This is a genomic window from Atlantibacter sp. RC6 (genome assembly GCF_014193285.1).
GTDB lineage: Bacteria > Pseudomonadota > Gammaproteobacteria > Enterobacterales > Enterobacteriaceae > Atlantibacter.
Window position 1 is genome coordinate 206,434 of the sequence record NZ_JACHZE010000003.1, and the last position, 13,036, is coordinate 219,469.

Sequence of the window (13,036 nt, forward strand, 5' to 3'; positions counted from 1 at the left end):
TGGTTTCCTTAGTGTTCCCGCCTGTCACAGACAGATGCCTATTCACAACGGTGTACCTGACGCGATTGGTCGCGGATCAGTCGCAGAGTGATCACACCTGAACTGCCTACGGCCGGTTAACACCTTTCGCTATTTGTCTTTACCGTCAAAGCCTCAAAACGCTATTTCGTACTACTGCAAAACATCGTTTCGTTTTCATTTATGGGATTATACTAGCCCCTCTAAAACACGTTTTCAATTATAAATAAAACAATGTTTCATTTTTTGAGGTACCAAAGTGCGAATTTGGAATTAGGATCACGAAACCTCAGCTGGGCCTTTTCGCCACGCCGATGAGCGACTTGAGAGATCAACCCCGTAATAGCTGTTTTGCTGACGCATGGGGAGTTTAGGTTTGGTTTTGCCAGGCAGAACGCATCACATAAATGAACGCAGGCGAAAGGACGCCCATCTTTGGCAAGGGGCGCTTTTTGTCAAAGCCAGGCGCTATCTGAAACCAGTCGGCAGGAAAGGAGAACTATCAAGGAGTTGTGCGCGGCCAACCAGGGCCGCGCCAGTTGCTAATCACGTTCAATCGCCAGCGCGACGCCCTGGCCGCCGCCAATGCAGAGTGTCGCCAGCCCTTTGCGGGCGTCGCGCTTCACCATTTCATGCACCAGCGAAACCAGAATACGGCAACCCGACGCGCCGATAGGATGGCCGAGCGCAATCGCGCCGCCGTTAACGTTAACTTTGCCTGGGTCCCACTCAAGCACTTTACCGACCGATAACGCCTGAGCGGCAAAAGCCTCATTGGCTTCGATGAGATCAACATCATTTAGTTGCCAGCCTGCCCGCTCAAGGCAGCGGCGTGTGGCATAGACCGGGGCTATCCCCATCAGGGCCGGATCGACGCCAATGCTGGCGAAGGCACGAATACGCGCCAGTACGGGCAGGTTGAGTTCTTCTGCGCGGCTGGCGCTCATCATCATGACCGCCGCCGCGCCGTCGTTAATTGTCGAGGCGTTACCCGCCGTCACGCTACCGTGTAAATCAAACGCTGGAGCAAGACTGGCTAATCCTTCCGCGCTGGCATCGGTGCGCGGTTGCTCGTCGGTATCCACCAGTAATTTTTTACCAGGGGCTAACTCCACTTCCACCGGTACGATTTCGTCCCGAAAACGGCCGCTATCAATCGCCACGCGCGCCTTATGCTGAGAAGAGAGCGCATAGGCATCCTGCAATTCGCGGCTAATGCCATATTCCCGCGCCAGATTTTCCGCCGTGACGCCGATATGATAATCGTTGAATGCGTCCCACAGGCCATCATGCACCAGGCTATCGATTAACTGGCTGTTGCCTAATTGCGCGCCAGTACGGCTGTCGGTGAGCACGTGCGGAGCGCGGCTCATATTTTCCTGGCCGCCCGCGATAACCACATCGGCTTCACCGCACTGGATCGCCTGAGTGGCGAGATGCAAGGCTTTCAGGCCCGATCCGCAGACGTCGTTAATGGTGATGGCGGAAACTGCCCAGGGCAGGCCGCTATTAAGCGCGGTTTGCCGTGCCGGGTTTTGCCCGGCTCCGGCCGTTAACACCTGGCCCAGAATGACCTCATCCACATCAAGAGGGTTGATGCCCGAGCGTTCAATCAGCGCTTTCACCACCACCGAGCCCAGCTCAACGGCAGTGCGACGCGCAAGCGCACCCTGGAAGCACCCAATAGGCGTTCGCGCAGCGCCGACAATCACTACATCTTTCATGTTCAACCTCTCAAGGACAAGACTGAAATAGAGTAGCGACTGTTATCAAATAATTTCGTAAATGTTTAAAAAATGGTGAACAGAGTCACACAGTAAAAACGTATGACGTTAACTGAAACGCGCATATGGCGGGGAACGAACACAAAAAAGGGAAATAAAACAGGCCATAAGCGATGACCTGTCGTTATGAAAAAGACGCCCCACGTGGCAACGCGGGGCGGGTTGTATCATCAGGCCGCAACGCTTTTCGGCTGAGAAGATAGATGCCCTGCCCACAGGTTGGCAATCCATTTCACGCCCCGGGCGGTGAAGCGTGCCTGAGAAAAGGTGTGCTGGTTTTCACCCACACCTGAACGCAGCGTGAAATAGCCCGCCTGCATATGATGCGGCGGCGGCGTCAGCGTACCGTTGGCGCGATACATAATGTTGCGCTCCAGCAGAAACTGACGGAACTCAGGCTCTTTCACTTTCAGCATTTTGCACACCTGCCGAAACCCCAGCGAATCTTCCACCTGAATCAGATGATCAAATAATTCCGCCTTTGGCAAGGTGATCGCCAGTTGCTGCTCTGCCGCCTGACGTTGCTCATACTGCTCCGCCCAGGCGCGCGCGGCGGCGGCCGGGTTGGTGAAGTCAGGGATCTCTGCGCGCTGTTCACGCTCCTGCCACCAGTCCAACACATTCGCCGTAAAACCAGGAGAAACCCGCGCGACGGCCAGCAGCGAATCACGCTTGTTCAATAAGTACTCCTGGTAGCTCTCCCCTTCCCGCTCAAACTGGTTGATAACGAGGGGTTGCGACAGGCGCTGAGCCGTTTCCAGACTTTTAATGATACGTTTCACTTCGCCGTGAGTTATGCCCGTCAACGTAGCAATTTCACGGCTGCTCATTGTGACTGATTGATCCAAAGAATGTCGGTTTAAAGAAGGATTCATCATAGGCCTCACCACTTACTCACAAACAGCAACACCCTGGCGGGTAGTAGAAATAGTATACAATATGCTGTTTAAATATCCAGTAGTTTTTATGAGCAATTTACCTTAAGGAAATCAGATAATTCGCGATTTTTTTACTGGATGCCTATACAGGCAAGTCTTGATAAAGCCTTGCACTGCGAGGGTTAGCGCCGTAGATAAATCCTGGAAGTACCGCATGTCAGATGGCGCGCAACCTGTTAATCGCTGCGATAAAGCTCAGATAGCGATCCTTCATTCAGTCCTCCCTCCGGCGCGCCATTTCCCACAACCATTCTTTCATTCAGCAGCACACGCTGAACTGCCGCTCCTCCATCCGCATCCGTAATAAGCGAAACGCACCCTGAAGGTGTAAATTTAAATTTACACTCTATTTTCATGCCTTGTAATATTTTGTCTAAAAACAATGACTCCGTTCGCAATTTTTACGCCGTAGTAAGTCATCACGAAAGCAAAAGAAAAAAACAGGAAAGGGAAAATACCATTACTTTACATAATCCAGGTATTATCGATGCATTTAAGGCAAATCAATGCCTGGTAATTACTTGATTTTATATCGCTCTTTTTAAATACAGTGACTCAGGTCACGGGTTTTACAGATGGACTAAAAATATGCGTTAGCAAACTGTTGCCTGGCTATTTCAACGCTTGAATGTTTAACGCATAATCGCTTTGCCTTAACATTTTACGATTATTTAAACAGGGTGCTAAACCCGGAAATTATTCCGCCTCGGAGTTCAGGCGGGACGATATGCTTTTAACCAACGAATACCACCCTATACAACGGAGATATTTAAATGAATTTTCCAGCAGAACCGTTCCGTATTAAAAGCGTTGAAACCGTTTCTATGATCCCACGCGATGAGCGTATTAAGAAAATGCAGGAAGCGGGCTACAATACTTTCTTATTAAATTCGAAAGACGTGTATATCGACCTGCTGACTGATAGCGGAACCAACGCCATGAGCGATAAGCAGTGGGCCGGAATGATGATCGGCGACGAAGCTTATGCGGGCAGCGAAAACTTCCATCATCTGGAAAGAACGGTTCGTGAACTCTTCGGCTTTAAACATATTGTACCGACTCACCAGGGGCGCGGCGCAGAAAACTTATTATCGCAACTGGCTATTAAACCGGGCCAGTATGTTGCGGGAAATATGTATTTCACCACTACCCGTTATCATCAGGAAAAAAATGGCGCGACCTTTATCGACATCGTTCGTGATGAAGCGCACGACGCCACGATTGAAGTCGCCTTTAAAGGCAATATCGATCTGAATAAATTGCAGAAACTGATCGATGAAAAAGGTGCGGAAAATATCGCCTATATTTGCCTGGCGGTAACCGTTAACCTGGCAGGCGGCCAGCCGGTATCCATGGAAAATATGCGCGCCGTACGCGAACTGACTGCTGCGCATGGAATTAAGGTGTTCTATGACGCCACCCGCTGTGTTGAAAACGCCTATTTCATTAAAGAGCAGGAAAAAGGTTACGAGAACACCAGCATTAAAGATATCGTCCATGAAATGTTCAGCTATGCCGATGGCTGCACCATGTCCGGTAAAAAAGACTGCCTGGTTAACATCGGCGGCTTCCTGTGCATGAATGATGATGAAATGTTCTCTTCCGCTCGCGAGCTGGTTGTGGTTTACGAAGGGATGCCTTCTTACGGCGGTCTGGCTGGCCGTGATATGGAAGCCATGGCGATTGGCCTGCGCGAAGCGATGCAGTATGAGTATATTGAGCATCGTATCAAGCAAGTTCGCTACCTCGGCGAAAAACTCAAAAGCGCGGGCGTGCCGATTGTCGAACCGATCGGGGGTCATGCGGTATTCCTGGATGCACGTCGTTTCTGCCCACATTTGTCTCAGGATGAATTCCCGGCACAGAGTCTGGCAGCCAGCATCTATATGGAAACCGGCGTTCGCAGTATGGAGCGCGGCATCATTTCCGCTGGACGTAATAAAGAGACCGGTGAGCACCACAGACCGAAACTGGAAACCGTACGTCTGACTATTCCGCGTCGCGTTTATACCTATGCGCATATGGACGTCGTCGCTGATGGTATTATCAAGCTGTATAAGCATAAAGAAGATATTCGCGGACTGAAGTTTGAATACGAACCGAAGCAACTGCGTTTCTTTACGGCTCGCTTTGATTACATCTAATTCAGTATTTGGCCCTGCCTCGTTGCAGGGCCTTTTTGTTTCTGAACGAGGCCGTTTAAAAATTGAGTATAAATGCTGTAAATAACAATAATTTTTTTACAGGAACATAATTATGGGTATTCATAACCCCGCTCAAAATGGTACCCCTGGATTAACCAGTGGTGCAGTGCTCGTGATTGCTACCGTCATTGGCGGCGGCATGTTTTCTCTTCCGATTGCCATGGCCGGCGTATGGTTTACCGGCGCAACTGTGATTTTAATCGCTATTGCGTTTATGATGTTATTAACCGGTTTGATGTTAGTTGAAGTCAACCTGCACTTTGAACCCGGGGCCAGCTTTAATACTTTTACCCAGGAACTGCTGGGAAAGAAATGGAATATTGTTGTTGGTATCGCGTTTGGCTTTGTCTTATATATTCTCACCTATGCCTATATTTCTGGTTCGTCGGCAGTATTGAGCCAGACGCTCATGAAATACAGCGGCATCCATTTTCCGGCTAAATTTTCAGTTATTGTGGTGACGCTGTTTGTCGGGATTATCGCCTGGTATAGCTCTTTACTGGTTGGCCGTATTACGACGGTACTTATACTCGGTAAGTTTATTGCTTTTTTTGCTACCTTTTCCGGGCTGGTGAGCCATATTGAGATGGCTAAACTGCTGGATAGCGCCTCTGTCGCCATACCGGGCACCCGCTATCTTCCCTATGTGCTAATGACATTACCGTTTTGCATTATTTCATTCGGCTTTCATGGCAACGTGCCGAGTCTGGTAAAACTATATGGGAAGCAGGGCGTGCCGAATATCACACGCTCAATCGTGATCGGAACCGTGTTTGCGGTGCTTTTGTATATTTTCTGGCTGGCGGTCACCATGGGGAATATCAGCCGCGCCTCGTTCTCGCCGATTATCGCTAAGGGCGGCAATATCGACGTTTTCGTTGAGGCCATCGGCGGGATCTTCACCAGCCGCTATATGGATCTTATCCTGACTTTCTTCGGAAACTTCGCCGTGGCAAGTTCATTGCTCGCCGCGACGCTCGGCCTTTTCGATTACATTGCCGACCTGTTCCACTTCCCTAACGATCCGCTGGGCCGTTTTAAAACCACGCTGGTGACTTATCTTCCGCCCGCGTTTGTCTGTTTCTTTTTCCCCAACGGCTTCGTGTACGCCATCGGTTATGCCGGTTTAGCATTCACCATCTGGAGCGTCATCCTTCCACCCTTCTTGGTGAAAAGCGCACGGCGTCGTTATAGCTCGGCGATTTACACCGCTCCCTGTAATAACACGATGCTGAATCTGGTTATTGTCTGCGGCGCTATTGTCTATCTGACGGTCGTGCTTGATGTTCTCGGCTGGCTGCCGGCATTTAAGTAATTGAGGTTGTTATGAAAAACGTATTATCAATCCAGTCGAGCGTGGTATACGGCTACGCGGGCAACAAGGCCGCCGTCTTGCCGATGCAGTTGTTAGGTATTGATGTCTGGCCTTTTCATACCGTGCAGTTTTCTAATCACACCCAATATGGGCACTGGCAGGGAATGGCGCTGCCGCCGGGCCAGTTGACGCATATGATTGCCGGGCTGGAGCAAAACGATAAATTGCCTGAGTGCGATGCCGTTTTATCAGGTTATCTCGGCGACAGCAGGCAGTGTGAAGAGGTGGCGCTGGCCGTTAACCAGGTCCGTCGTTATAACCCGAAAGCGCTTTATTTTTGCGATCCTGTGATGGGCCATCCTGAAAAAGGTTGCGTGGTGGCTAACGGCGTCGATACGTTTTTCAAAAACGAAGCCATTGCGCTGGCAGACGTGATGGGCCCCAACTTACATGAACTGGAAATATTAACCGGCAAAACATTAAATACCTTTGATGAGGTGGTGTATGCGGCACAGCAACTGGTCGCGCAAGGCGTGAGCAAAGTGTTAGTCAAACACCTGGGGAAATGTGCCAAAGATCCAGCCGCTTTCGAGATGCTTTTGGTCACCGGACGGCAGGTTTTGCATATTGCACGACCGCTGTACCTTTTCCCCAAACAGCCGGTTGGTGTAGGCGATCTGACCTGTAGCGTGTTACTTGCAGGTTTGCTGAACGGTTTTGATGACGTTACCGCGCTGGAATACAGCGCCAATATTGTCGATGCCGTAATGCGCCATACCTGGCAGCGAGAAAGTTATGAGCTGGAACTGATTGAATCACGACATTTCATCATGAATCCGGTGATTCGTTATGCAGCAATAGAACTGTAGCCGAATAACCTGGGGTGAAGGATGTTTCTGACGCTTCTTAGAATTCAGTTTCCGCTGGTGCATAGATTCGCGCTATTGCGTATCCTGCTGATTACTTTGCAGTTAACAGGGTTGCGAAAGAAGAAGCGATAACAGGTAAAGTTGCACCCCGGCTCGTTATGCGGGGTGCAAGCTTGCTAATGACGCGCTTATGCCCGGAAATAACGCGGCGGGATCAACGCAGCAAAAGCATCAATTTTGTTGAGAAGTTTTTTGTAGAAAGACATATTGTCAACCTCAGTGTGATACAGGTCACATATTGTACCCTTCCTGTTACGAAGCGCCAATATCCTCACGTCTTCCTTGTCAGTCTAAGTGTAAACCTGACTGTAAATATTTTTTGCTTTCGCTCCGTAATTATTTTACGCCCCAACCTTCGTCATCCGGCGATCTAGTAATTTAGCGGTAGTTTATGAACTGCGATGAGTTTGCCTTTTTGCATTTCGATGTAGTTTCCCTTTCGCAGCGCGGAAAGCATTTCAGCGATCACCGACCGGGAGATATGGGTGTGGGTCTGAATATAATTGATGACGCCGATCTGAGAGCGCAACTCTTGGTCCCACGACGCCATGGTTAATAGCGTGGAGCGAATTTGCGCATAGGTTGAGGCGCCAATGAATTGCGAATCGCGCCATTCAAACCAGCGCATTTGATAGGTTTGCCAGTGGCAAAATGACTTCCAGAGCCCCTGCTCTTCAATAATATCCATTGCACGGCTCACGGGTAAGTAAAACCCTGTACAGTTCGATTTAGTGACAATTTTATAATTTAAGGGGCTGGGGATAAGATCGTCTGATAAATTGAGTAATACGGGAGCAGTAAGGAGTTCTACATGTATGTTGTTGTTTTCTCGCCATATATCGAGAAAACCTTCTTTAAAAAACCAGCATTGTTGTTCGCCTTCTTCGTCAGAAAAACGTAGTTCCTCTCCGGCGGCAATACTGAAGGGGGTAGCGGAAGGATTAAAATGGCTGCGAAGAATATCTAAATGATTTAACGGTTTTACCAAAGCTAACATGTGAGTAGTCCATTCACTCTGGTTATAGAAATGCCCGTCCAGACAAGGACAGGCATTTAATAACCACAACATCATTACAGTGTGGCGGTGATTACCATGTGTATTTCACACCCACATTTGCTGCCCAATCCTGGTCAACGTCGCCGCCGCCCAGATAGTTAGCATCCGCATAAGTGCTGAAATTTTTCGTAAAGCTGAATTGGCCGCCCAGACCAACGCGAACCGCAGAACCTTCTACGCCGTTATCGATGCTGTCGCCGTTAACATTAGCGCTATTATCTGCATCGTCGTAAACGTAAGCCAGTTTGCCATAAGGGGTGAAGGATTGATCGTTACCATAGTTGAAGGTGTAACCAATATCAGCACCCAGTTCATAACGCAGGCTGTCATAAGACTGGCTATCAACATCCATCTTGTTGCTAAGCTGGTAGTCGTCGCCATCCTGGAACAGGCCAGTAATGCTGGCATACGGAGTCAGATAACCGTTCTCGTTGAACTGCCAATCGTAACCCGCTTTCAAGCCAAAGCCCCAGGCATCAGATGAAATGTCGCCGGAAACAGAATCACCGTTGCTCATTACTGAAGTCAGATCATTGCTGTAATGGCTGTAGCTCAATGTGGTATCAACAAAGATGTTGTTCGGGAAGCGGGCTGACGTATAGAAACGAGCAGACTGAGTATCCTGATCAACATTGCCGGAACGATCGTCCAGGCTGCCTTTACCAAAGCCGGCAGCTGCACCGACAGTCCATTTCGCATTGTTGCCATCGATCTGTTTATCAACACCGACCATGATGCCGTTAACGTCCTGGTCATAGTTCAGCACATCATTGCTGCCGTTAAAGTTGCCCCCGAAGTAGGCAACCCATGCGCCACCCTGATCCCCTGCAGTATGACGGCCATTCGCGAGGCGCGTTGACAGGACATCCTGCTCCAGATTCCAGATGTTGCTGTTTGCAGAAGGTACGCTAAGCGCCATGTTGGCATAGTCGGTCAGCTCTTCCTGATGCAGTGTCACGACATCGCCATCTTGTTTAGCTTCATAGGTGTAGGCACCCAGGTCAGCTTTGTTAGCGGCGGTGAAGCTAGCGTTGGTATTGGCGTCATTATCATATACGCGGATAATTTCTTTATCTTTGTATTGAGCTTCTGAACCGGTACCTGTTGCATTGTCGATGCGTACTTCGTAATTGCCTGCAACATCGCCATTCACGGCCAGATGGCCATCGGAATTCAGCGCAATCACACCATAATCGTAATTGGCATCATGGATATCGTTAGTGATATAGCGGCCATTGTTCAGGTCTGAATTCAGTACGTAATCACGGCTGGCGATGTTAAGCACACCGGCGTTAGTCAGCACCATATTATTGGTGTCAATCTGACCCAGACCCAGATTCAACTGACCATGATTATCCACGGTGATGGTGTTGGCGTACAGGCTGGCAGTTTCTTCAAGCAGGGATGCCTGGCTGTAGCTATCGATATGCAGACTGTTAGTAGCAACTTCGTAACCGGCATAATCATCAGCCGCGTTGTTGGAGTCGCCGATGTTCAATGACGAACCATTTGTCAGGGTGATGCTATCAGCCAGCAGGCTTGAATTCTCAACGTTGACTTTCGATGCGTTGTTTACAGTCAGATCGTCAATATTGGAAACCTTACGGGTATCCCATTCGGAACCGTTGTCCAGCGTGACGTTGAAGATGCCGCTCTGATAAACCGCATTGCCAACCACATGGTTTTCTTCATCAAAAGCAGTACCGTCAGTACCGATACCGTAGACAGAGCTCGGCCAAATGCTGTTCGGCTGATAATCATACAGTTCAGAGGTCGCTTCAACATCGGAGATCGCCGCGCCAACCCATTTGCTGCCGTTTGTCAGCGTAAGATCCAGACGATCGGTGCCGTCCCAACCATTTGAATCAAACGTGCCGTCGCCATTGCGGTCGTAAGCATCCACATGGACAACATTGCCCTGGTCATCCAGCGTATTGTAGCCGCCGAAGTTATTATCGAAGGTGCTGGAGAACAGAACGTCACCGGTTAAGGTTGAGTGATCGAACGTTGCGGTAGTCTGCATGGCGTTGTCAGCATCGGAAGCGACAACTGCAAGGGCAATATCGTCCGCCGTTGCTGTATTGCTGTAATCGCTGGCTTTACCGGTACGGCCATAGAAGCCTGTTGTCCCTTCATCGCTCAGTGAGCCAGAAGTCACAACAGAGTCTTTTACCACGACAGTATCATTAAAGATTTCGCCGCTGTTCCAACCGTCAGGCGCCGTTACGTCAAGATTATCTTCCCATTCATAACCCTGGCCCAGCATAATGCCGGCAACTTTAGAGTTGTTCTGGATGACTAAATCAACTTCCTGATCCAGGGTGATTGCCGTCCCTAAGTTGTAAACATCATAGGAAGCTGTTTCAGCGGTTTCAGCATTGTAATAGGTATAGTGCTCAAAGTTATCGTCGATTGTTGAGTTATCAACGGTTAAAGCCAGACGATTGTAAGCATAGCCATCAGCGCGCCCATCAGCACATTCCGTGGTCATGCATTCAGAAGTGATCATGCCATTGATATAGCTGTCTTTGATCGTCAGAGAGTTCGGGTTGGTGTTGCCCGCGACGCCATCATCAAGATAATACGTCGAGATGACACCGTTAACGTTGGCCCCATTAATAACAGGATAGATATTCCCGTTATAGTAGTTAGAACCGTAATCATAGCCCACGTAACCCTGATACATTACGCCACCGTTATAATAAAAGGTGTCATAATTGGTACCAGAAATATCAATGGTAGCAGATGCCTGAGAAGCGATTGCCATCGTACAAGCTATTGCTAATTGAGATACAACGAGTTTCTTATTCCAGCAGCGCATTTACCATCCCTCCTCAGGGACATACTTATGTTGGTCCATCAATTATGCGGTTTACTAAAAAGTTAAAAACGACACATAACACAGATATGTTTAAAATTAGAGAAGCACTTGCGGGAGAAATTATGCGCACCGAAGGATAAATGGTTCAAATAAACTTTAGCGAAAGTATGATTTCACACTTTCAATAAAAATAAGATTCAAACCAAAATATAAACCAGAACAATATAAATAAGATAATGATATAACGCTGAGGATTCCAATAAAAACAAAACTTTCTTTTTGTTTTTTCCAAATAATTCCAGAATTGTTTAATTACATAAAAAACAGCACAATAAGCCAATCCCCTTGAAAAACATGAAAAATAAAAAAACAGAATGATTTCTCCTCATCATCACGCCAAAAATCGCTATGTATACATAATACGCTTTGCAATATATGCTGTAGCCTGATAGCGATATTTGCTCAGTGTCGCGTTCATATTCGACTTACGTCGCAACATCGCAAACACAGATGTTACTGTGCAAGAACTTTTAAATATCCGGATTCGATGTGAATAGATTTTTTTGAGTGAACAATAGCGGTATAACAAATACAATTTTAAAAATATCATCCATCATATGAATTATCTCTTTTCGGGCGAATCATTCTAATGCAACAGTGGAGTTAAATAATTTTATAATCAGGATTGATATAATTCATAAGAATGGCAAAGCGATGAAACCCATAAATTGATGAAATAGGTAATCGGGTTTATTAGATGAATAAAGTCGGTGAATTATAGAATTCAGAGATATGAGTTCTTTAAGGCGTTGTACGTGATTAGCGTAAGAGGCAGTGACAAAATTCAGGGGGCTGATTACTGGAGCGGGTGAAGGGAATCGAACCCTCGTATAGAGCTTGGGAAGCTCTCGTTCTACCATTGAACTACACCCGCTTCGAGGTGTGCAAGGCATTATAGACCTTCACTGACTTCAGGCAATACCTTGCAGCTTAACTGATGCTCTTTTAAACAGTTAGCACGAAGGCGCTTTGCCCGGCGGTGGCAGGTAGCGCTGCGGATCGATGGCCGTGGCGCGATAGCGAATCTGGAAATGGAGCTGCACCCCGTCTGCGCCGCTGCTGCCCATCGTTGCGATTTTCTCCCCCGCTTTCACTTTCTGGCCATTGTTGACCAACAGCGCCTCGTTATGCGCATAGGCCGTGATGTAATCTTCACCGTGCTTAATCATCACCAGGTTGCCGTAGCCGCGCAGCTGGTTGCCTACATACACCACCGTTCCGGCACCGGACGCCACGACAGGCTGCCCGCGCGAACCGGCAATATCAATGCCTTTATTGCCGCCATCCGCCGTTGAATAGGGCAGGATCACTTTCCCGCTGGTCGGCCAGCGCCAGCAGCGTTGTCCCACTGGCGGCCAGGACGATTGCGGCACTGCGGAGGACGGCGTCACCGCTGCGGTTTTGCCGGACGATTTACGGGAAGACGAAGCGGTTTTCGTCGTGCCGTTCACTTTCAGCCGCTGCCCTACCTCAATGGTATAGGGCGCGGAGATGTTATTGAGCCGGGCCAGATCTTTAACGCTGGTACCTGTCATCCGCGAAATCCGATACAGCGTATCGCCCCGTTTCACCGTATAAACGTTGCCGGAATAGCTACCCGGATCAGAGGATTTATTGCCTGAACAGCCTGCGATCAGCAGTGCTATCGCCAGGCTAATGGCAATTCGAAAGGGGGTTCCAGACAGGCGTCCTGCGCTCAAAACAGATCCTCTTTAAAGACAAATGACGGTTTATCATAGCAGCCTGGCGTCGGATGCCCAATTCCAGCGCACGTTATGATACTTATCAGATTGAGAGTTGTCTGGTCATTATGATAAAGAGATAACCTCTCACCTGCCCCGCTTTTCATTTATTCCCCGACATTTTTTAAGGTCATCACAGTTTACTTCTTGTACAACGGGCATTTTCTC

Annotated in this window: 8 protein-coding genes and 1 tRNA gene; 3 read left to right on the top strand and 6 right to left on the bottom strand. The window is 48.5% G+C overall.

Annotated elements, in window-relative coordinates; translation table 11 throughout:
* Positions 1–560: 560 nt before the first annotated feature.
* Positions 561–1,742 carry an acetyl-CoA C-acetyltransferase gene (locus FHW74_RS09035; protein ID WP_183170112.1) on the bottom strand — a complete coding sequence of 394 codons (1,182 nt, stop codon included), beginning with the start codon at positions 1,740–1,742 and terminating at the stop codon, positions 561–563.
* A 230-nt stretch (positions 1,743–1,972) separates the two neighbouring features.
* Positions 1,973–2,680 (bottom strand): phage antirepressor KilAC domain-containing protein, encoded by a 708-nt coding sequence (locus FHW74_RS09040; RefSeq protein ID WP_183170113.1) that lies wholly within the window; start codon positions 2,678–2,680, stop codon positions 1,973–1,975.
* A gap of 833 nt (positions 2,681–3,513) precedes the next feature.
* On the opposite strand from FHW74_RS09040, the gene FHW74_RS09045 reads away from it, so the two are divergent.
* The 3 genes from FHW74_RS09045 to pdxY all read left to right on the top strand — a co-directional run bounded on the left by FHW74_RS09045 (position 3,514) and on the right by pdxY (position 7,128).
* Positions 3,514–4,884, top strand: a complete 1,371-nt coding sequence (locus FHW74_RS09045) for a tyrosine phenol-lyase (protein ID WP_183170114.1) — start codon at positions 3,514–3,516, stop codon at positions 4,882–4,884.
* A 112-nt stretch (positions 4,885–4,996) separates the two neighbouring features.
* Positions 4,997–6,259, top strand: coding sequence for an aromatic amino acid transporter (locus tag FHW74_RS09050; RefSeq protein WP_183170115.1), 1,263 nt, complete (start codon positions 4,997–4,999; stop codon positions 6,257–6,259).
* 11 nt (positions 6,260–6,270) lie between these two features.
* Complete coding sequence (gene pdxY, locus FHW74_RS09055) at positions 6,271–7,128, top strand: pyridoxal kinase PdxY (RefSeq protein WP_183170116.1); 858 nt, start codon at positions 6,271–6,273, stop codon at positions 7,126–7,128.
* A gap of 430 nt (positions 7,129–7,558) precedes the next feature.
* Here the strand turns inward: pdxY and FHW74_RS09060 are convergent, their stop codons facing one another.
* From FHW74_RS09060 to actS, 4 genes are all read right to left on the bottom strand, one after another.
* Positions 7,559–8,185 carry a helix-turn-helix domain-containing protein gene (locus FHW74_RS09060; RefSeq protein ID WP_183170117.1) on the bottom strand — a complete coding sequence of 209 codons (627 nt, stop codon included), beginning with the start codon at positions 8,183–8,185 and terminating at the stop codon, positions 7,559–7,561.
* Positions 8,186–8,276: 91 nt separating this feature from the next.
* Positions 8,277–11,066: an autotransporter outer membrane beta-barrel domain-containing protein gene (locus tag FHW74_RS09065; RefSeq protein ID WP_183170118.1), complete on the bottom strand. Its 2,790-nt coding sequence runs from the start codon at positions 11,064–11,066 to the stop codon at positions 8,277–8,279.
* Positions 11,067–11,926: 860 nt separating this feature from the next.
* A tRNA-Gly gene (locus FHW74_RS09070) sits at positions 11,927–12,000 on the bottom strand.
* A 79-nt stretch (positions 12,001–12,079) separates the two neighbouring features.
* Positions 12,080–12,826, bottom strand: a complete 747-nt coding sequence (actS, locus tag FHW74_RS09075; RefSeq protein WP_183170119.1) for an amidase activator ActS — start codon at positions 12,824–12,826, stop codon at positions 12,080–12,082.
* Positions 12,827–13,036 lie beyond the last annotated feature (210 nt).

Bases quoted from the DNA above. Each gene is read 5' to 3' on its own strand.
- pdxY (WP_183170116.1), top strand. From the start codon at position 6,271: ATGAAAAACGTATTATCAATCCAGTCGAGCGTGGTATACGGCTACGCG.
- FHW74_RS09040 (WP_183170113.1), bottom strand. From the start codon at position 2,680: ATGATGAATCCTTCTTTAAACCGACATTCTTTGGATCAATCAGTCACA.
- FHW74_RS09065 (WP_183170118.1), bottom strand. From the start codon at position 11,066: ATGCGCTGCTGGAATAAGAAACTCGTTGTATCTCAATTAGCAATAGCT.
- FHW74_RS09060 (WP_183170117.1), bottom strand. From the start codon at position 8,185: ATGTTAGCTTTGGTAAAACCGTTAAATCATTTAGATATTCTTCGCAGC.
- FHW74_RS09045 (WP_183170114.1), top strand. From the start codon at position 3,514: ATGAATTTTCCAGCAGAACCGTTCCGTATTAAAAGCGTTGAAACCGTT.
- FHW74_RS09035 (WP_183170112.1), bottom strand. From the start codon at position 1,742: ATGAAAGATGTAGTGATTGTCGGCGCTGCGCGAACGCCTATTGGGTGC.
- FHW74_RS09050 (WP_183170115.1), top strand. From the start codon at position 4,997: ATGGGTATTCATAACCCCGCTCAAAATGGTACCCCTGGATTAACCAGT.